This window comes from Flavobacterium sp. SH_e (assembly GCF_025717045.1).
Taxonomy (GTDB): Bacteria; Bacteroidota; Bacteroidia; order Flavobacteriales; family Flavobacteriaceae; genus Flavobacterium.
This window is the reverse complement of record NZ_JAOVZN010000001.1, coordinates 257,001-278,036: the sequence shown is the minus strand read 5'-3', so window position 1 is coordinate 278,036 and position 21,036 is coordinate 257,001. Positions and strand designations below refer to the sequence as shown.

Annotated in this window: 17 protein-coding genes and 1 other RNA gene; 8 read left to right on the top strand and 10 right to left on the bottom strand. The window is 33.9% G+C overall.

Features of this window, described 5'->3' with window-relative positions; all coding sequences use genetic code 11:
• Positions 1 to 115: 115 nt before the first annotated feature.
• Positions 116 to 745, bottom strand: a complete 630-nt coding sequence (locus tag OD917_RS01225; protein ID WP_263521724.1) for a nitroreductase family protein — start codon at positions 743 to 745, stop codon at positions 116 to 118.
• Between the two features lie 268 nt (positions 746 to 1,013).
• On the opposite strand from OD917_RS01225, the gene OD917_RS01220 reads away from it, so the two are divergent.
• The 4 genes from OD917_RS01220 to OD917_RS01205 all read left to right on the top strand — a co-directional run bounded on the left by OD917_RS01220 (position 1,014) and on the right by OD917_RS01205 (position 4,848).
• Positions 1,014 to 2,063: a DUF1852 domain-containing protein gene (locus OD917_RS01220; protein ID WP_263521723.1), complete on the top strand. Its 1,050-nt coding sequence runs from the start codon at positions 1,014 to 1,016 to the stop codon at positions 2,061 to 2,063.
• 30 nt (positions 2,064 to 2,093) lie between these two features.
• Entirely contained in the window at positions 2,094 to 3,125 is a 1,032-nt protein-coding gene (locus OD917_RS01215; RefSeq protein ID WP_263521722.1) for a methionine synthase, read from the top strand.
• A gap of 60 nt (positions 3,126 to 3,185) precedes the next feature.
• Entirely contained in the window at positions 3,186 to 4,178 is a 993-nt protein-coding gene (locus OD917_RS01210; protein ID WP_263521721.1) for a bile acid:sodium symporter family protein, read from the top strand.
• 217 nt (positions 4,179 to 4,395) lie between these two features.
• Complete coding sequence (locus tag OD917_RS01205) at positions 4,396 to 4,848, top strand: Lrp/AsnC family transcriptional regulator (protein WP_047775354.1); 453 nt, start codon at positions 4,396 to 4,398, stop codon at positions 4,846 to 4,848.
• 110 nt (positions 4,849 to 4,958) lie between these two features.
• On the opposite strand, the gene ssrA is transcribed toward OD917_RS01205, so the two are convergent.
• Both ssrA and OD917_RS01195 read right to left on the bottom strand, forming a co-directional pair.
• Positions 4,959 to 5,356, bottom strand: a transfer-messenger RNA (tmRNA) gene (gene ssrA, locus OD917_RS01200).
• A 225-nt stretch (positions 5,357 to 5,581) separates the two neighbouring features.
• Positions 5,582 to 6,784 carry a serine hydrolase domain-containing protein gene (locus tag OD917_RS01195; RefSeq protein WP_263521720.1) on the bottom strand — a complete coding sequence of 401 codons (1,203 nt, stop codon included), beginning with the start codon at positions 6,782 to 6,784 and terminating at the stop codon, positions 5,582 to 5,584.
• Between the two features lie 239 nt (positions 6,785 to 7,023).
• On the opposite strand from OD917_RS01195, the gene OD917_RS01190 reads away from it, so the two are divergent.
• Complete coding sequence (locus tag OD917_RS01190; RefSeq protein ID WP_263521719.1) at positions 7,024 to 8,226, top strand: NAD(P)-dependent oxidoreductase; 1,203 nt, start codon at positions 7,024 to 7,026, stop codon at positions 8,224 to 8,226.
• 127 nt (positions 8,227 to 8,353) lie between these two features.
• On the opposite strand, the gene fumC is transcribed toward OD917_RS01190, so the two are convergent.
• Positions 8,354 to 9,739 carry a class II fumarate hydratase gene (gene fumC, locus OD917_RS01185; protein ID WP_263521718.1) on the bottom strand — a complete coding sequence of 462 codons (1,386 nt, stop codon included), beginning with the start codon at positions 9,737 to 9,739 and terminating at the stop codon, positions 8,354 to 8,356.
• A gap of 338 nt (positions 9,740 to 10,077) precedes the next feature.
• On the opposite strand from fumC, the gene OD917_RS01180 reads away from it, so the two are divergent.
• A complete protein-coding gene (locus tag OD917_RS01180) occupies positions 10,078 to 10,251 on the top strand; it encodes a hypothetical protein (RefSeq protein ID WP_111288649.1) in 174 nt (57 codons plus the stop codon).
• Positions 10,252 to 10,473: 222 nt separating this feature from the next.
• Here OD917_RS01180 and OD917_RS01175 read toward each other — a convergent pair whose 3' ends face one another.
• Both OD917_RS01175 and arsC read right to left on the bottom strand, forming a co-directional pair.
• Positions 10,474 to 12,969, bottom strand: coding sequence for an outer membrane beta-barrel family protein (locus OD917_RS01175; protein WP_263521717.1), 2,496 nt, complete (start codon positions 12,967 to 12,969; stop codon positions 10,474 to 10,476).
• A 91-nt stretch (positions 12,970 to 13,060) separates the two neighbouring features.
• Positions 13,061 to 13,405: an arsenate reductase (glutaredoxin) gene (gene arsC, locus OD917_RS01170; protein ID WP_263521716.1), complete on the bottom strand. Its 345-nt coding sequence runs from the start codon at positions 13,403 to 13,405 to the stop codon at positions 13,061 to 13,063.
• 116 nt (positions 13,406 to 13,521) lie between these two features.
• Here arsC and OD917_RS01165 point away from each other — a divergent pair, with 116 nt between their 5' ends.
• Together OD917_RS01165 and OD917_RS01160 are read left to right on the top strand one after the other, a co-directional pair.
• Entirely contained in the window at positions 13,522 to 14,454 is a 933-nt protein-coding gene (locus tag OD917_RS01165) for a CPBP family intramembrane glutamic endopeptidase (protein WP_263521715.1), read from the top strand.
• A 5-nt stretch (positions 14,455 to 14,459) separates the two neighbouring features.
• The gene (locus OD917_RS01160) at positions 14,460 to 15,503 is read left to right on the top strand and encodes an AMP-binding protein (protein ID WP_263521714.1); all 1,044 of its coding nucleotides are present in this window, start codon (positions 14,460 to 14,462) and stop codon (positions 15,501 to 15,503) included.
• 160 nt (positions 15,504 to 15,663) lie between these two features.
• Here the strand turns inward: OD917_RS01160 and OD917_RS01155 are convergent, their stop codons facing one another.
• The 4 genes from OD917_RS01155 to OD917_RS01140 all read right to left on the bottom strand — a co-directional run bounded on the left by OD917_RS01155 (position 15,664) and on the right by OD917_RS01140 (position 20,966).
• Positions 15,664 to 16,878 (bottom strand): RsmB/NOP family class I SAM-dependent RNA methyltransferase, encoded by a 1,215-nt coding sequence (locus OD917_RS01155; RefSeq protein WP_263521713.1) that lies wholly within the window; start codon positions 16,876 to 16,878, stop codon positions 15,664 to 15,666.
• Positions 16,879 to 17,012: 134 nt separating this feature from the next.
• Complete coding sequence (locus OD917_RS01150) at positions 17,013 to 18,992, bottom strand: KUP/HAK/KT family potassium transporter (RefSeq protein WP_263521712.1); 1,980 nt, start codon at positions 18,990 to 18,992, stop codon at positions 17,013 to 17,015.
• A gap of 133 nt (positions 18,993 to 19,125) precedes the next feature.
• Entirely contained in the window at positions 19,126 to 20,415 is a 1,290-nt protein-coding gene (locus OD917_RS01145; protein WP_263521711.1) for a hypothetical protein, read from the bottom strand.
• A 107-nt stretch (positions 20,416 to 20,522) separates the two neighbouring features.
• Entirely contained in the window at positions 20,523 to 20,966 is a 444-nt protein-coding gene (locus OD917_RS01140; protein WP_263521710.1) for a hypothetical protein, read from the bottom strand.
• Between the last annotated feature and the right edge of the window lie 70 nt (positions 20,967 to 21,036).

Below are 21,036 nucleotides of genomic sequence, written 5' to 3'. Positions count from 1 at the left end.
TGCCACAAAACTTATGCGGGATAAAAACTGTATAATTCGCCTGAGCTTTTTGTGGCAGAAAAAATATCAAATCTACAAGGTTGAACGTATACTTTTACCGTAATATTTAATAATATTAATAAACTTTAGTTATCATTTCATCTAAAGGCAAACGAACTTTTTTTGTAGCTGCAATATAGTCTTTTTCCGAATCGCGATAACCTAAAGCGAGGATAACTGTTGAATGCAGACCTTTCTCTTTCAAACCCAAAACTTCATCGATTATGGAGGCATTAAATCCTTCAATAGGAGTGGCATCCACTTTCAATTCTGCTGCAGCAATAAGTGCAGTTCCTAGTGCAATATAAGCCTGTTTAGAGGCCCAAATAGCTTTTTGTTCCGTATCAATAGCGCCAAAATAGGAATGCAAGCCATTTCTAAATCCTGATAAGGCACCAGCATCAAGACCTCTTTGTTTTTCTGTCATTGCCATGTAATCGTCAATATAAGTCGTAGTCATGTCATTGAAGGCTGCAAATACCAGCAAATGAGAACAAGATTCAATTTGTCTATTATACGAATCAGTACCTAACTTCTTTTGAATTTCTGGATTGCTTACAACAAAAACACGATAAGATTGCAGACCACAAGAAGATGCTGAAAGATTTATAGCCTCTAAGATTTGATCAACCTTTTCTTCTGCTACTTTAATGTTGGAATAAGCTTTGGCGGCGTAGCGCCATTTTAGATTTTCTATCAAATTCATTACTATTTCGATCTTAAATTTCAGCAAATATAATTTATATTGTTTTCTTTTTCGAGTCTTGAATGGCTATGGGAAACTTCAAATCAGCCATATCCTGGCTCTCTAAAGAATAATTATCTGTTTTTCCTTATTATTATATTTGTAAAAAGATTAATAATCTTTAAATGAAGTTTAAAAAAGAATGATTAACTGAATTTTTTGTTTTTAAAAAATATTAAATCTTTTATTTTCAAATTTGCAGGGTAAAAAAACTAAACCTTGTCATCAGATGAAAGCGAACATACATGAAGATTTAAGAAACAAAAATCAGGATATTGAAAACACCCAGAATACAATCAATAATGATTTTGCGTTCACGCTAAAAAGTACTTGTTTAGATGAAAATTATCACCCCTCAAGTAAAACGCGTTTGACAACCAATTTTGCCAACTTAGCCAGAGGAGCTAATCGCCAGCAAAACTTACGCAATGCCTTAAATATGATTAACAATCGATTCAATGCATTGGCTCATTTGGATAATCCAAAAGGGGATCGCTACCATGTTGAACTTGAAATTCTCACAGTAACGATGAGTATTGATGATAAGAATGGGAGTAACGATCTACCGATGATTGAAGTTTTAAAAACGAATATTATTGACCGTAAGACTGGCCAGCAAATCGAAGGGGTTGCCGGAAATAATTATTCTTCTTATGTTCGGGATTACGATTTCAGTATTTTATTGATCGAGCACAATAAAAATAAAGCTGTTTTTTCTATTCCTGAAAATTTTGGTGATTTGCACGGAAAACTTTATAAGTGCTTTGTGAATTCAGATACTTATAAAGAGCACTTTAAGATGTCACCAATCATTTGTCTAAGTGTATCGAGCAACAAAACTTATACCCGCACTGAGTATCAGCATCCAGTTCTGGGTTTTGAGTATTTGCAGAATGAGTATTCTCTTACTGATGAATATTTCTCTAAAATGGGCTTAAAAGTTCGTTTTTTCATGCCTCCGAACAGCGTGGCACCTATGGCTTTTTACCATTCAGGAGATCTGCTTGCTGATTATACTGATCTTGGACTAATCAGCTCAATCAGTACGATGGAGACTTTCCAGAAGATCTATCGCCCTGAAATTTACAATGCAAATTCAGTGGCTGGGAAAATCTATCAGCCGAGTCTTAAACACGAAGATTATTCGCTTACTCGTGTAGAATATGACCGCGAAGAGCGCAGCCGACTGGCTGTTGAACAAGGCAAATATGCAGAGGAACATTTCATTAAACCTTATAAAAATGTTCTGGAGCAGTGGTCTGCTAATTTTACCCTTTAATTGATTACAACGCATTAAAATTATACTATCATGAAGAAATTACTATTACCAACTTCAATTGTTGGAAGTTTACCCAAACCTGCGTGGCTCGCACCACCTGAAAAACTTTGGTCACCATGGAAATTAGAAGGGGATCAGCTGCTTGAAGGGAAACAGGATGCTCTGCGCATTTCTCTGCAGGAACAACAATTGGCAGGTTTGGATATTATTTGTGACGGCGAGCAGACACGCCAGCATTTTGTAACGACTTTTATCGAGCATTTAAGCGGAGTGGATTTTGAAAATCGTAAAACAGTAAAAATTCGTAATCGTTATGATGCGAGTGTTCCAGTGGTTGTAGGTGAGGTTGCACGTCAAAAAGCAGTTTTTGTTGAAGATGCTAAATTTTTACGTAAGCAGACTAATAAGCCTATAAAATGGGCATTGCCAGGTCCGCTGACAATGGTAGACACCTTGTACGACGACCATTATAAAAGCCGAGAAAAATTGGCGTGGGAATTTGCGAAAGCACTCAATCAAGAAGCAAGAGAACTTCAAGATGCGGGGGTAGATATTATCCAGTTTGATGAACCTGCATTTAATGTGTTCTTTGATGAAGTAAACGATTGGGGAATGGCAGCATTAGAAAGAGCCATTGAAGGTTTACACTGTCAAACTGCGGTTCATATTTGCTATGGTTATGGAATACAGGCAAATACCGATTGGAAAAAGACATTAGGTTCTGAGTGGCGACAATACGAAGAAATTTTCCCGAAAATTCAAAAATCTAAAATTGATGTGGTGTCTTTAGAATGTCACAACTCCAATGTGCCTTTAAATTTAATGGAACTTGTTCGCGGTAAAAAGGTAATGGTTGGTGCCATTGATGTGGCAACTAATACCATCGAAACACCAGAAGAAGTAGCTGATACACTGCGTAAAGCTCTTGAGTTTGTAGATGCCGAAAATCTTTACCCCTCTACAAACTGCGGTATGGCTCCGCTATCTCGAAACGTAGCTAGAGGCAAGTTAAGTGCTTTAAGCGCAGGAGCAGAAATTATACGAAAAGAACTTGGGATTTAGTCTCAGTATATATTGATAAGAGAGTCCGTGTCTCTACGGAGGAATAATATTTAAAACACATTGAAAAAATTATTACAAGTATTAAAAAAAGCAGGTTTCGACGGTTTCCTGTTAATGATAGCCACCATGATTCTGATGGCTTATTTTTTACCAAAGCCAGGCATGGTCAAAGAACCTGTTTCGCTGGAGGAGATTGCCAATGCTGGCGTTTCTTTGATTTTCTTGTTTTATGGCATGCGACTGAGTGTTGAGAAACTAAAAGCTGGTCTTTCCAACTGGAAAATGCACATTATCGTTCAGTTGACAACCTTTTTGTTTTTTCCGCTCCTTGTTTTGGCGTTTCGCCCGTTGTTTGTCAATAACGGCTTCGGGCTGCTTTGGTTGGGTGTATTTTTTCTGGCGGCTTTACCGTCCACAGTATCCTCTTCCGTGGTGATGGTTTCTATTGCCAAAGGAAACATTCCCGCTGCCATTTTCAATGCAAGCATTTCCAGTTTGATCGGAGTAGTGGTTACGCCGCTCTGGGTTGGGCTGTTTATAGCTTCTGCGACAGGCGATTTTGATGTCACTCAAATCGTCATAAAGTTGATTCTTCAAGTCTTGTTGCCTGTCATGATTGGAATAAGCCTTAATTCCCGTTTCGGCGCACTTGCCGAAAAATACAAGAAACAGCTCAAATATTTCGATCAGGGAGTTATTCTAACAATTATTTACACGTCATTTTGCAAGTCATTTTCCGAACATCTTTTTGAAGGCTTCACCGCCCTTGAACTTGGTGGACTAGCTGCAGGGATGATGGCATTGTTTTTTGCCGTATTCTTTTGCGTTGGACTACTCAGCCGCCTGCTTGGTTTTTCAGATGAAGACCGTATTACAGTCTTATTCTGCGGGTCTAAAAAGTCATTGGTACACGGCACCGTTATGTCAAAAGTGCTTTTTCAGCACAGTACTATTACCGGCATCATATTGCTGCCACTCATGCTTTACCATGCGTTACAATTAATTGCCGCTAGTATCATCGCTCAGGGTATGGCTCGACGAAAAGAATTATAATTTTTATTTATGCGTAGCCCTTTATCTTTTTTCAATAAAGGACATAAAGGATAACGCTCCCTGCTATAAAATAATGTTTTTAGATTTTTATGCTGTGAAAATAAACGCTGTAGTATGTTATGTTTTTAACTTGTGTAAAATGAGATTTTTGTATTGTTTTTGGTTATATTTGAAGAATTTTATTCTGTTTTAGAAATAAATTAAACCAAAATATTTTATGGAACAAATAGACGATATTGATCTTCAGTTATTAAATATACTACACGATAATTCTAAATACACTGTAAAAGAACTAGCAAAGATGGTAAATCTTTCAGCATCTCCAGTTTTTGAGCGCATTAAAAGATTGGAGAATAATGGTTACATTAAGAAGTATATAGCACTTCTTGATGCAGAAAAATTAAATCGAGGATTTATAGTTTTCTGTAATATCAAACTTAAACAGCACGATCGTAATATTGGAAATCAGTTTGTTAGTGACATTATGAAAATAGAAGAAGTTGTAGAATGTTATAATATCTCAGGAGATTACGATTTTTTAATGAAAGTTTCTGCCAAAGATATGAAGCATTATCAGGATTTTGTGTTTAATAAATTAGGATCAGTTGAAAGTATAGGGAGTACCCAAAGTACCTTTGTTATGTCGGAGATAAAAAATATGTATGGATAGTTCCGTGACGACTAATTTATTTGAAATTGCCTTAGCTTTTGTGACAGAAAATGTATTACCTGCATATTAGTGTATAAAAAAAGAGACAACTATTAACTAGTTGTCTCCTTAAGTGGAGTCGCCGGGAATCGAACCCGGGTCCAAACAAGCAACTAAAGAGCTTTCTACACGCTTATTTCCTGATTGAATTTTCGATGTTGAGCTAGGCCAGAAACAACCACCCAACACTTATCTTCTTAAATTTCGAAATCCACCCGAAGCTCATGGAAATCTAGGTTTATTTTTACGGTTCCCCTGAACGGAACGCCACAAACCAAGGCTTTCCAGGAGAATCCAGCTTCCCTACCTTGTAGAGACGTGGCGCAATCTTACTATGATTCGGATTAAGCAGCTAAAGCGTAATTATTTTCGCCGTGTAAAAGTTTGAGATCTTATATTTACGAGCAAGGTCTCAATGCTCGACGTGCTTACTGTTCAATTCGACTTGCTGTCAAAACCAGTCGACCCCAAAAAATAAGTCTGCAAATGTAGAATATTTGAAATTACTTTCTACTAAAATTTTTAGAAAAATTTTGTTATTCTTTAATAGTCGAAAGTCAAAAGTCGTAAAGTTTTAAAGTCCAATACTTAACTTGTTTTTGCTTATTTTTATTTTGATCCAGTTCGTGTAATCTAAAAGCAAATATAACAAAAGCTTTATGACTTTAAAACTTTACGACTTTTGACTATTGTATTATTCTTCGTCTTTAAAATTAAAAGGGTAATCTCCAAAGATCGGAGCTAATTTACGAACCGCATAAGTATTTCGGGTCATTTTATTAGATAGCGCAATAATTGTTACACCTTCTTTCATCAAAGTAATATAAGATGAGGTATTTCCGTGCCACCATCCATTATGGAAATAGAAGTTCTGACCCGTTTCCCAGTTAATCATTCTAATTCCAAGACCATAATTTTTTGTTCCTTTGCGTTCGTTGCTGTAACCCGTATAAACTTGTTTTAATAGTTCAGGTTTCAGGAAATCAGGTGATTGTCTTGCTCTGTCAAATTTTAAAAGATCTCTAGCCGTAGAAAAAACATTTTTATCTCCGTAAACATTATCAAGATAATCAAAACCAATTTCTACACCATTGCCCTTATAAGAAGGAACAATCTTTTTTCTGTCTTTGTCATCGTCAAAGACATAAGTATGTGTCATTCCAAGAGGTTTAAAAATCATTTCAGACATCGCTTCTTTATAACTCAAACCTGTGATTTTTTCAATAATAAGCGCCAACATTGCATAGTTGGTATTACAGTAGCTAAAACGTGTTCCAGTTCTAGATTCTAAACCAACATCTTTTGTCGCTAAAATATCCAAAATATCTTTATTCGTTAATTGGTTATGTCTATCCCAAACCGATTTGTCGTGATCTGTGAAATAAGCATAGTTACGCATTCCTGTACGATGACTTAAAAGCATTCTAATCGTACATTCTTCGTAAGGAAAAGTTTTTAAAATCGTATTTACTTTTTGATCCAAATCAATTTTACCTGCGTTTACCAATTTTAAAACTGCTGTAGCAGTCAAAACTTTACTTACCGAAGCAATTTGTACAGGAGTTTCAGGCGTTATTTTTGTCCCTTCATTTTTATTCGCAAAACCATTATATCTTTCAAATAAAATCTGTCCATTTTTTGCAACTAAAAAGCTTCCGTTCATGTTATTATTTGGCCAGTTTTTGTTGTAAAAGTGATTTATTCTGCCAACAACAGAATTTTTATAGGCTTGAGAAACTTTCTTTTCTGCGCCTAACGGCTTCATTTTAGGTAATGTATCTTCAATTATAGGGGTAGTAGCTGTGTCAGTCTTTTTGTCTTTACCACATGAACTTAAAACTAGTATAGAAAAAAGTATTTGTGGTATCTTTGTTTTTTTAAGGAAAATCATTTGCATCGTTCTTTAAAAACAAATATATCGAATTCAATTTTGTTGTATTCTCATTTCTGAGGCGTTAATTTGTGTTTTTTAACTTTTTTTTAAGACCTTAAAAATATATTCGTTTGTTTTTCAGCTTTTAACGGTTTTGAAACATTCTAAATAGAAATTTTAAAACAAAATTTTAACTAAATTTGTTATATTTGAAACAAATGCGTTTTAAAAAGTTATATTATTTAATATTAAATTCAGTTTAAATGAAATTTGGAATCATAAAAGAAAGAAAAAATCCGCCAGATAGAAGAGTAGTATTTTCTCCAAATGAATTGACAAAATTAAAGCAGCTTTATCATGATGCTTCTGTAAAAGTAGAAAGTTCAGATATTCGAATATTTTCGGATGACGATTATAAAAATATGGGAATCACGGTTACAGATGATGTTTCTGATTGTGATGTTTTATTCGGCGTAAAAGAAGTTCCTGTAGAAGAATTGATTCCAAATAAAGCCTATTTCTTTTTTTCTCATACGATTAAAAAACAGCCTCATAATAGAAAATTACTTCAGGCAGTTTTAGAAAAAAATATTGATTTATATGATCACGAAACAATTGTTGACGAACACGACCATCGTCTAATTGGTTTTGGAAGATATGCTGGAATGGTTGGCGTTTATAACGGAATTAGAGCTTTCGGAATTAAATTCGAATTATTCAAACTTCCTAAAGCAGAAACACTTTCAGGAAAAGAGGATTTGATAAAGCATTTGAGGCGTATCACAATGCCAGCTTTAAAGTTTGTAGTAACGGGGACTGGAAAGGTTGGGAGTGGAGCAAAGGAAATTCTTGATGCTATTAAAGTGAAAGAAATTACGATTGATAATTATTTGACTAAAAAATATGCTCAAGCGGTTTATGTTCAGCTTGATGTGTTGGAATACAATAAAAGGAAAGATGGTCAGGTTTTAGATTTTAGAGATTTTGTAAATCATCCGGAAGAATACGAATCTGATTTTGAAAGATTTACAAAAGTATCCGATATTTATTTTGCGGGGCATTTTCATGCTAGCAGTGCTCCAATGATCTTAACGAAAGAAATGCTGAACGCAAGCGACTGCAAGTTGAAAGTCGTTGCAGATATTTCTTGCGATGTCAATGGGCCTATTGCTTGTACAGTTCGTTCTTCTACAATTGAAGATCCTTTGTATGGATATTTTCCTTTAGAAGATAAGGAAGTAGATTTCTTTCATCCTGCGGCAGTTGCAGTTATGGCGGTAGATAATCTTCCTTGCGAAATTCCGAAAGATGCTAGCGAAGGTTTCGGAGAACAGTTCATGCAACATGTAATTCCAGCTTTCTTCAACGGAGATAAAGATGGAATTCTAAAACGCGCCAAAATCACAGAAAACGGAAAATTGACGGAAAGATTTAGCTATCTGCAAGATTATGTAGACGGGAAATAATTATTAATTGTGAATGGTTAATTATTAATTGAAAAAGAGCTTTCTAATTTAGAAAGCTCTTTTTTATAATGATTAGTTAATCAACCATCAACCATTAACCATTAACCATTAACCATTAACCATTAAATTAAACCATATCCTCAGGTTTCACCCAAGCATCAAAATCTTCTGGAGTTACATAACCTAAACGAACAGCTTCTTCTTTAAGCGTAGTTCCGTTTTTGTGCGCAGTTTGAGCGATTTCAGCGGCTTTGTAATATCCAATTTTGGTATTTAATGCTGTTACAAGCATTAGAGAATTATCAACTAACTCTTTGATTCTTTTATGGTTTGGTTCGATTCCTTGCGCACAATGTTCGTCAAAAGAAACACAAGCATCACCTAATAATTGTGCCGATTGTAAAAAGTTGGCTGCCATTACGGGTTTAAAAACATTCAATTCGTAATGTCCCTGCATTCCTCCAACTGCAATTGCCATATCATTTCCGATTACTTGAGCGCAAACCATTGTTAAAGCTTCACATTGTGTCGGGTTTACTTTTCCTGGCATGATAGAAGAACCGGGTTCGTTTTCAGGAATATGAATTTCGCCAATTCCAGAACGTGGTCCTGAAGCTAACATTCTAACATCATTAGCAATTTTATTTAGCGAAACAGCTAATTGTTTTAAAGCTCCATGAGTTTCTACGATGGCATCGTGGGCTGCAAGTGCTTCAAATTTGTTTTCTGCGGTAACAAAAGGATGATTGGTAAATTGAGCAATATATTCAGCCACTTTTACGTCGTAGCCTTTTGGAGTATTAAGACCAGTTCCTACGGCTGTTCCTCCAAGAGCTATTTCAGATAAATGTGCTAAAGTATTTTTTAATGCTTTTAATCCGAATGCTAATTGAGCTGCATAACCAGAAATTTCTTGACCTAAAGTTAGTGGCGTTGCATCCATTAAGTGCGTACGCCCAATTTTTACAACAGCTGCATATTCGGCTGCTTTTTTTGCTAAAGTAGCGTGAAGTTTTTCTACACCGGGAATTGTTGTTTCAACCACCATTTTATAAGCTGCAATGTGCATTCCTGTTGGGAAAGTATCGTTTGATGATTGTGATTTATTTACATCATCATTGGCTTTAATGAATTGTTCGCCTTCGCCAATTTCAAAACCTTTAAGAACTTGTGCGCGATTAGCAATTACTTCGTTTACATTCATATTGCTTTGCGTTCCAGAGCCTGTTTGCCAAATTACTAATGGAAACTGATCGTCTAATTTTCCTTGCAGAATTTCGTCGCAAACTGCTGAGATGGCATCTCTTTTTTCGATTGGTAAAACACCTAAATCATAATTGGCATATGCTGCAGCTTTTTTTAGATAAGCAAAACCTTCTATGATTTCTTTTGGCATTGAACCTGAAGGCCCGATTTTAAAATTGTTTCTCGAACGTTCTGTTTGTGCACCCCAATACTTATCGGCTGGGACTTGAACTTCGCCCATGGTGTCTTTTTCTATTCTATATTTCATTATGTTGTTTGTAAAAATGTTATTTGTAAAATGTGAAATGTCTAAATGTGAAATGAAAAGTTTCTTTTGAAAATGAGTCTTTTAGCCCTGATGGGAGCGGCATCCTTTTGTGGCGGGGTTCGCCACAAAAGATATAGCGGACAGCAGGAATAGCTCCTGAAAATTATTGCAATTGTGTGAGCTCTTTATTTCAAAGGGTTTTAAGTTCAAAAAAAGCTTATTTAAAATGAGTATAAATATACGTATAAATGTTATTTAACGAAAATTGATTTAGATTTTATTGCTGAGAAAAAATATATACCCTACATTTGTCGTAACATTCAAAAATTCCGGAAAACATGTTTGAATTTTCACAGTACTTAGGCTTTTTACTTTTCTTAACCATTCTAACTATAGGGTTTTGGTTAATGTTTTTCTTAGTTGGTTTCGTATCTTACTGGGTTACGGGAGCAAGCTGGGAAATGATTAAAGAAAAAAGAGCCAGAAAAAGACAAGAAGAACAATCTATTTAATTATAGATTGATGTCATAAGAAAAGAACCTTTTTAGGTTCTTTTTTTTGTGCCAAAAAAGAAGAATTTACAATATCAAAAATTCCAAATTCCCAATTCAATTTGTTGAGTTTAGAACTTTGTCAAAGTTGCACAGCAAAGCAAAAAGACTTGAAAATAAAAAATTCCAAACTCCAATGATAAAATTGGAATTTGGAATTTTTAATATTAGAATTAGAAGATTTTATCCTGGAAAATCTCCACCACCTTCTCCGCCACCATCATTTTTAGGCTGTGCGTTTTTATCTCTTTCACCTTTTGGTTTGTTGAAACGGTAAGTGAAAGATAAGTTAAATTGACGTTTGCGGAATTGGAATTCGCTATATGAAGTTACATCATCTAAATAAGTATAAGATCTCATTTTTCTTGAATTGAAAACGTCGCTAATGTTGAAAGCAATAGTTGCTTTGTCTTTCATAACGTCTTTACTGAAAGCAGTATTCATTCCGAATTGACCTAGGTTTTTACCTTGAGCTGTTTTCTGCTCTCCGTTGTACATTGCAGTTAACTGCCAATCAATTTTATATGGTAAGGTGACTTTAGAGTTTACTCTTGCAAACCAAGAAGTAGCTTGATTGTCTAAATTTTGGACAATATCATTTCCTTGTGTGTCTTTATAGCTGTGTTCTCCGGTTGTTTTTACGTTGAAAAAGTTGAAGTTACTATTTAATTTCCACCATTTGTATGGAGTGTAATTGAATGTAAATTCGAAACCAAATTTTTGTTCTTTTCCTAGGTTAATAGGCATACTTTTAATAACTGGAGTACCATCAACTACCTCGCCAGGTGCAGGAGTTACTACTTCACCGTCAGGAGTTACAACATCACCGGTAGGAGATCTTACAAAGCTGAAAACATCTTTTGTGTCTTCAAAATATGCTGAAGTATTGAAAGTTACTTTATCCCATTTTTTGATGTAACCAATATCGTACTTATCTGTTAAAGAAGGGTCTAAGTCTGGGTTTCCTTGAAAGATATTAATATTGCTTGAATAGTTTACGGCAGGATTCATGAAACGCCCTCTTGGTCTCGATAAACGTTTGCTATAACTCGCAGTGAAGTTACTCTGATTTGAGATTTCGTAACTAATAAAAGCACTTGGGAATAAGTTGTTGTATTTTTTAGTATTGAAAACGCTGTTGTCTAATAAGTTTACATGAATATCTGTGTCTTCCCATCTTAAACCAAATAGATAAGAAAATTTATTTACTTTGAAACCATATTGGGTATAAAGTGCATTGATGTTTTCTTTGTACTCTAACGTATTTGATAAATTAGGATTTTTTTCTCCATCATTCTCAGTTACGTAATATTCGTTATTTAGATCACCAAAACTTCCTTTGTAACCTGCTTCAAATTGACCTCCTTTTCCTAAAGGCAACACATAATCTGCTTGGAAAAGAACTTGTTTTTGTATTTGATCATTTAAGGTATTATTGAAATTTGGCGAAGCTGTAATTTCACTGAAGCTGTCGTCTGTATTTCTTGAAATCGAAAAATCTGCGGTAAGTTTGTGTCCTTTATCGTTGAAATTTTTAATCAGATTAGAAGTATACTCAAAGTTTTCACTTCCAGTATCAGCGTTGTTTAAACGATAAGATGTTCCTGTGTAATTACGATCGGCATCGTAATTGTAATAGTTGATTAAATCTCTATCGTCACCAGAGTTTTTTTGGTAATTGATAGCATTCGTCCAAAATGTAGTTGGAGTTATAGTCCATTCAACACCAGCTCTTCCATTAAAACCTTTTCTAAGACGTTCTGTATCACGATCTTCGTCTAGGTAATTTTTTGTTGTACCGTTTTCATTAAAATATTCTGAATTTGTTTTTCCTGCTCCTTCTGTAGTTCTGTAATTATATCCAGCAGTTGTGAAGTAGTTTAACTTTTCAGTTTTATAATTCAAATTGGCACTTAAACCATACGTTTCTGGTAAACCTGTCGAAGCAATGAAAGTTCCGTTAAAGCCTTGATTTTTACCTTTTTTAAGAACAATATTAATGATTCCAGATCCTCCTTCAGCATCATAACGAGCTGATGGATTAGTAATTACTTCTACTTTGTCAATAGCATCCGCAGGAAGTTGTCTTAAAGCTTCTGCAATGTTTATCGCTTGTGAAGGTCTTCCGTCAATTAAAATACGAATATTGTCGCTACCTCTTAAGCTAACATTTCCTTCTGTATCAACTGAAACAGAAGGAACGTTGTCTAAAACATCGCTCACACTTCCGCCTTTTACAATCATATCTTGACCAACGTTGTAAACTTTTTTGTCCAGTTTAATCTCAACAGTTGATTTTTCTGCGCGAACTACAACTTCGTTCAATTGTGCTGCATCTTCTGATAGATTTACAACACCTAAGTTGGTATCATCCTGAATACTTTTTTGTTTAATTTCAGTTGGTTTAAAAGAAATAAATTCAACTTTTATGTCATAAGTTCCTGGTGCAACAGCAACTTCAAATTCTCCTTTTGGATTGGTAATACCTCCGGCAATAACTTTTGTATCATTTGGAGCAGTAATAGAAATTGTAGCATATTCTAAAGGTTGTTTGCTTACTTTTTCGAAAACTTTTCCGCTGACCTTTACTTTCTTACCACCGGGTGCTCCTTGTTGTGAGTAATTGTAAAAACTTGTAAACAAGAATACAAGTAATACAGCAAATTTGATTTTTTTCATTTTTCTGGTTTCTTTTTCTCTTTAGACGGCAAATGTAGTTTTTGGTTTAAAGAGAGAAATCACAAAAAAATGTTAATAGAATATTTTAGAATCAATCTAAAAAAGAAGCAACCACTTCTGGATCACGGCCAATAATAGCTTTTCCGTCTTTTACCACAATCGGACGCTCTATTAAAATTGGATTTTCTACCATTGCAGAAATTATCTGATCGTCATTTAAAGTTTTTCCTTTAAAATTTTCAATCCATATTTTTTCTTTTGTTCTTACTAATTGAATTGGCTCCAAATTAAGCTGTTTTAGCATTTTTTTTAATTCTTCAAAAGATGGAGTTTCTGTTAAATATGGAATGATTTCAAATTCTTGGTTTGATTGTTCGATAAAAGCAAGGCAGTTTCTTGATTTTCCGCATCTCGGATTATGGTAAATTTGTATCATTTTGTTATATTTAATGGTTTCAAATATTCGTAACGTAAAAAAGAGGTATTTTCGCAGTCCAAAAGTAAGATTAAGTTATCAAATTTGAATTCTCATTTTTTTAAAATTTTAGATTTATGTTTTTAGAGCAAGGAATTAAACCTCAAAATAAGTTTTGGAAATATCTGTTAGGTTCTGTTTTTATTATAGCAGCTTCTTTTGTTGGGCAAATTCCGCTTACTGCTGCTGTATTTTACAAAACATTTACAGAAAATAAAGCTTTTCCAACTACTAACGAAGGTGTTATGAAAATGTTTGAGTCCAATACAACACTTTTTTTGGTAATGACTTCATTTGTTTTTGCTTTTGCGGGTGTTTATTTTGTAGTCAAATTTATTCATCATCAAACGTTATTATCTGTAACGACTTCAAGATCAAAAGTCGACTGGAAACGCATTTGGTTTTCTTTTATTTTATGGGCTTTCTTTTCGTTGTTAAGCTTTTTATTTGTGTATTTAAAATCGCCAGATCAGTTTGTTCTGAACTTCAAATTGGTTCCTTTTCTAATTTTAGTTGTATTAGGGACACTTTTGATTCCGATTCAAACCAGTACCGAAGAATATGTTTTTAGGGGTTATTTGATGCAGGGATTTGCTAATTTGGCTCATAATAAATGGTTTCCGCTTTTGATGACTTCTGTTATTTTCGGGTCAATGCACTGGGCAAATCCAGAAGTAGTTAAAATGGGAAATATCATAATGATTTACTATATAGGAACGGGTTTATTTTTAGGAGTTATTACTCTTATGGATGAAGGGATGGAACTGGCTCTTGGTTTTCACGCAGCAAACAATCTTGTTGGCGCATTATTAGTAACCTCAGATTGGTCAGTTTTTCAGACACATTCTATATTTAAAGATCTTTCAGAACCTTCAGCAGGAATTGATGTAATTCTGCCTGTTGTAGTGATTTATCCAATTTTACTTTTTATTTTTAGTAAAAAATACAGTTGGACAAATTGGAAACAAAAACTAACAGGAAATATTATTAATGTTCAAGTAAAAGCTTAAAAAATATGCAAAACTTAACTCATAATAACGTTCATAATTACTTTAAGTTAAATGGATATCATTTAAATGCAAAAGATTTGTGCCGTGTGGCCTATAGTTACATTAAAGAAGGTGATGCCTACGAACAATCAATAGGAGAATTCTTTTTGGATTGGTTTGACAAAAAGAATTATATCGAAATGACAACTTCTGGAACAACTGGTCTTCCAAAATTAGTTCGTTTAGAAAAACAAGCTATGATTCAATCTGCTTTGGCTACAGGCGACTTTTTTGATTTGCAGCCAGGAGATAAAGCTTTGTTATGTCTTCCAACTCAATTTATTGCAGGGAAAATGATGCTGGTAAGAAGTTTAATTCTAGGACTAGAATTAGATGTGGTGTCGCCAAGTCTGCATCCATTAGCTTTAAACAAAACTACATACGATTTTGTTGCAATGGTTCCGTTGCAGGTTCAAAACTCTATTGAGCAACTTTCAAAAGTGCGTAAACTGATTATTGGAGGCGCTAAATTAGATTCTTCGTTAGAAGAAAAACTTCTGAATCTAAAAACAGAAATCTACGAAACGTACGGAATGACTGAAACAATTACACATATTGCAGCAAAACGCCTTGGAGATTCTGTTTTTTCAGTTCTTCCAAACGTTAAAATATCTCAAGATGATCGTCAGTGTTTGGTAATTAATGTTGCTGCAATTTCTGATGAACCAATTGTCACTAATGATTTAGTAGAATTATTGAACGAACATCAATTTAAATTTTTAGGACGAATTGACAATGTAATCAATAGCGGAGGAGTGAAGCTAATTCCAGAACAGATTGAAGCGAAATTGGTAGGTAAAATTAATAGCAGATTTTTTGTAACTGGACTTCCAGATACTACTCTCGGAGAAAAATTAGTTTTGGTTATCGAAGGAGAAAAACAAGAATTTGAACCTGATTTCTTTGATGTTTTAGGGAAATATGAAAAACCAAAAGAGATCGTTTTTGTCTCAAAATTCAAGGAAAACGAAAACGGAAAATTGCTTCGCAAACCAACTTTGCAGGATTAAACTCCAATGTTAAAATTCCAAAACTCTTGGTTTAGAACTTTGGCAAAGTTGTGCGCTAGAATAGTAAATCTTTGAAAAAATAAAAATCCCAAATTTCAATAACTAAGATTGAAATTTGGGATTTTTTTTATTTGAATCCAAAATTGGAATTTGGAATTATTTAGGCTTTTCTTTCTAAAAGTGCCATATAGAATCCATCAAAACCAGATTCTGAAGCTAACATTTTACGGTCTTCAATAAAAGTAAATTGTTTTCCGATTTCTGTTTTTAAGAACTTCTCAACTTGCTCCTGATTTTCCGAAGGTAAAACAGAACAAGTTGCATAAACTAATTTCCCACCTGGCTTTACAATTTTAGAATAGCTTTCTAAAACTTCACTCTGAACTTTACGAATGTTGTCAATAAATTCAGGCTGTAATTTCCATTTAGAATCTGGGTTTCTTTTTAAAACTCCTAATCCGCTACAAGGTGCATCAATTAAAACACGGTCTGCTTTTTCATGTAATTTTTTGATCACTTTTGTGCTATCGATGATTCGGTATTCAATATTAAAAGCGCCATTTCTTTTTGCTCTTAATTTCAATTGTTTCAATTTGCTTTCGTATAAGTCCATTGCAATCAATTGCCCTTTATTTTCCATTAAAGAAGCCATGTGCAATGTTTTTCCGCCTGCTCCTGCACAAGTATCTACCACACGCATTCCTGGTTTTACATCCAAAAATCCTGCAACTAATTGTGAATTTGCATCCTGAACTTCAAATAAACCTTGTTTAAAAGCATCAGTTAAAAATACATTGGCTCTTTCTTTTAAAACAAGAGCTTCTGGTTGGTCTTTTAAATATTCAGTTTCAATATTTAAATCCATTAAAGTATTTCTAAGGCTTTCTTTAGTTCCTTTTAAAGTATTAGTTCTAAGAATAACTTTTGCGGGCTGATTTTGTGCTGCAATTTCTTTTGCCCAAACTTTTTCTCCAAGTTCTTTTACGCCTAATTCATCCATCCAATCTGGAATAGATTCTTTAATTGCTCTAGTTTTAGATAATTCGTCAAAACGTCCTTTGATTTTTCTTTCTGGAGTTCCTTCCAATTGTCTCCAATCTGGAATTGGATAACCACGAAGAACAGCCCAAACAGCAAACATTCTCCATAAATTATCTCTGTCATAAGGTTCTTTAACTTCTGCAATTTCAGCGTATAATCGTTTCCATCGAACAATCTCGTATATGGTTTCAGCAACAAATTTACGGTCAGAACTTCCCCAACGTTTGTCTTTTTTTAATGCTCTAGCTACAACTTTGTCTGCATATTCTCCTTCATTGAAAATAGCATTCAAAGAATCGATTGTCGTATAAACTAAATTTCTGTGTAATCTCATTTTATTTATTTGAAGTGCAAAGGTACTATTAATTGATTGAAAGTTAAATTTTTAATACCGAATCTTATTCTGACTCTCATTAAAAGAAAAAAACACTCTTGTTTAGAGTGTTTTTTTTGAATTATTTTTATGTTTTACTCTTTGGAAGTAATACGTGTTAATCCAATATTTTCTGGCGCGTGAAGTACCATTGGGAATTTTTCTATTTTAACAGAGCTGCTGTCTAAACCAAAAGCTCTTTCTTCAGATAAACTCAGTTTCTTGATAAAGAAATAAGAATTCATGATAATGTTTTCATGCCATCTTAAATCGTTGTCGTTTGATAAGAATTTCTCAGATAATACAAATTTGAAATCTCCAATAATATTGTTTTTGTTTAAAGATTCATAACGGCTCGTAATATCTACTTCGCCACGTTTTACCATGTCTTTGATAACTTCTCTAAACATCAGATTGATTTTGGTAGGTTCTCTAAATCCTAAGTTGAAATCAATTCTATAAATATCGTCTTTTGCAATTTCTGTTACTTTATATTGTGTTTTGTAAGGTTCAGTCAAAATATTAACGTGAACAAACCAATAAATATCAGCTCTTTTTGGACGTTTTTGAAGGATAGAATAAATGATTTTTTCCTCCAGTTCGTCAACGCGATTCGCATTTGTCATATAAACCAAATGCGTAGCATATTTCGGAATAGATAAATCTTGGCTTAACTCTACAAGAACTTGTTTGTAATCGTCAACTTTAACCACTTTAGTGTAGTTTTTGTTGATTTTCTTAGCTAAATACCAGATTGTCATTACAGAAATTAGCATACTGGCAATGATTAAGGTTACGTAACCACCTTCAGCAAATTTCGTAATATTAGCAAAAAGGAAACTGAACTCAATCAATAAATAAATGGTAATTAACGGAACCATGAAATATAGTTTTACACGTTTCATGATTAAGTAATAGTTTAGCAAAATGGTTGTCATAATCATACATAAGATGATGGCAAGACCATATGCGTGCTCCATATTTCCTGATTTTTCAAAGTGCAAAACAATTCCAACACAGCCAAAAAACAATAGCCAGTTGATTGACGGAATGTATAATTGACCTTTTACTTCTGTTGGATATTTGATTTTTACTTTTGGCCAGAAATTCAGACGCATTGCTTCGTTGATCAAAGTAAATGAACCGGAAATAAGGGCTTGAGAAGCAATTACGGCTGCTAAAGTCGCAACTACAATCCCGAATGGTAAAAACCAATGTGGCATAATTAAGTAAAATGGGTTTCCATTTTCTCCGCCTAATTGCTGTAAAGTGCTTCCTTCATGGTGAATTAAATAAGCCGCTTGTCCGAAGTAATTTAAAACCAATGTTGCTTTTACAAACATCCAGCTGATTCTGATGTTTTTTCGACCACAGTGACCCATGTCAGAATATAAAGCTTCTGCTCCAGTTGTACATAAGAATACAAAACCAAGAACAAAGAAACCATCAGGATGTATCGATAGTAAATGATAAGCATAATAAGGATTAATTGCTTTAATTACCTCAGGATAATTAATTACCTGAATTGCTCCTAAAGTTCCTAGCATAGCAAACCAAATTAACATCATTGGAGCAAAGAATTTACCAACCAATTTTGTTCCGAATTGCTGAATCGTGAATAGAATGAATAGAATTGTAATTACTATGTAAACAATGGTTTGTGTCTGCATTGTTGGATAGAATGCTCTAATTCCTTCTACAGCAGATGAAATCGAAATGGGAGGCGTGATGATTCCGTCAGCGAGCAAGGCGCTACCTCCAATAATAGCGGGTACTATAAGCCATTGAATTTTTGTTTTCTTGACTAATGCGTATAATGCAAAAATACCTCCTTCACCGTGGTTGTCTGCACTTAAAGTGATAAGTACATATTTAATTGTAGTTTGTAATGTTAACGTCCAGAACACACAAGAAATACCGCCTAAAACAATATCAGCATTAATAGTATGTTCGCCTAAAATAGCTTTCATTACATACAATGGAGAAGTACCAATATCTCCATAAATAATCCCTAAAGTAATCAATAAACCCCCAATAGACAACTTACTATGTAAGTTTTTATGCGATGCGCTCATGTATAATTTTATAAAAAGACGGTTGCAAATTTACTGTTTTAAAACAAATTAGCAGCAATTATAATTAAAAAGATAAAAAAAAGCACAATCGTAAAATTGTGCTTTCCTTTTTTAATGTTATTTATTTCTAAAATTAACCTCTTCTGCCATTTCCTCGAGAACTTGAACTATTTTCTCTTTGGCTTTGTCCGCCTCTAGATTCTTGGCTTACTCTTGGAGATTCACTACGTTGCTGAGCTTGTTGTGGTCTAGCAGAATACTCTCTGTTTGAGTTACTGTTGCTAGATTGATTTTCAGAATAACTTCTTGAACTTCTTTCTGCTCTTGGAGCTGATGCTTCACGATTAGAGTAACCTCTTGACGTATTAGAAGAATTATTATTTCCGTAATCTACTCTTTGTGTGTTTTGTACTCTAGGAGTGCTTTCAACTCTTGGAGTATTATTGGTATTACTAGAATAACCACGATTTGCATTTCTCTCAGTGTTTACATTTTCAGTGCTTCTACCAGTAGAACTGTAACCTCTGTTACTGTTGCCATTGCTAGTTCTTTCTACAGAAGGTCTATTTGTTGTGTTTCTGTTGTCTGCATAAGTTCTATTAGAAATTCCGTTGTTAGATGTAGTTCTACCTGTGTAATTTCTGTTTGTGTTATAAGTGTTTCTATTTGTTTCTCTGCTAGCTACACGTTTTTGGTCTAATTCATATCTATTTGATGTATTAGTATGTCTTTCAGCGAAACTATAGTTAGGACGCATTCTTTCATAACCATAAGTACGTCTTGTTTCATAGATAGCAGGAGCTCTGTAGCTTCTTCTCACATTAACATAGTTGTAATGATTATTAACGTTAATACAAACATTGATATTATTTCTATATCTATACACTGGATATGGCGCCCAAGCTCTATAATATGTTGGGTAATAGCCCCAGTACCAAGTTGAGCAATAAGGCACATAATTTGTAACCCAGAATGAAGTATAAATAACAGGGGCTACACTATAAACTGGCTCATAAATATAATTTGCTCCGTACAAATAAGTATTTCCTACGACCTGGACGCTTACTTTATTGTAATTGTCTCTTTCTACATCAATGGTTGCAATGTCTTGATATACATCACGGTCCAAAACCGCTTGGATAATAACAACGTGTGTTCTGTTTTCAACACTTTCAATTACACGTAAGTAATCAACTTCATCATCACCATTTAGATCAAGGTTTGATATTTGATATTTTGGATCATTTAAACGTCTTTCAAAATCTTGAAGGTTAGCTGATTCTCCAAAAATTGAAGCAACAGCTCTTAAATCTAAGTTATCGCTTATATCTGAGTTTTTTGCATAAACTGTAGCTCCAGCTTGGGCTTGGCAAGAACTAATTCCTAATGCAAATAGGGCTAGTAAAAGTATTTTCGCTTTCATGATAAAATCATATTGAAGATTAATATTCTGAGATATTCAATTACTGTGCCACAAAATTTATGCTTCTTTTATTTGTGATTAATTTGTTGATTTATAAGTAATTGATTTTAACGATGCCTTGATAAAAGAATATCCAAAAAGGTAAACACAAATGGAATAATGATATCTTTTGGCCGAATTCCTGAATCTGTGCTGTAATTAGCGCTTTTGGGTTTAATTACAATATTAATGGTTGCTACATCTTCATATATATTTGATTGTATTTCTGACTGAATTATTATGAGTTTAATATTATTTTCAATTTTTTCAGTTACACGCAAATAATCGACCTTACCATCGTTGTTTAAATCTAGGTTAGAAATCCGATCCGAAGGATAATTTAATTTCTGTTCAAAGTCTGCAAGATCTACAGATTCTTGAAATATTAAAGCCACAGCATTTAAATCTAAGTTTTCTTTTACATAAGAGTTCTTTGGATATACGTTTACTCTTTGAGCATTGAGAGCATTTACTAATAGTATAAATATTCCTGTAAACAATATATTTATCATATTTTACTTGTTAATTTTTATTTAGTAAGAAAACAATTACTGTGCCAGAAAAAGACTAGATAATGATTTT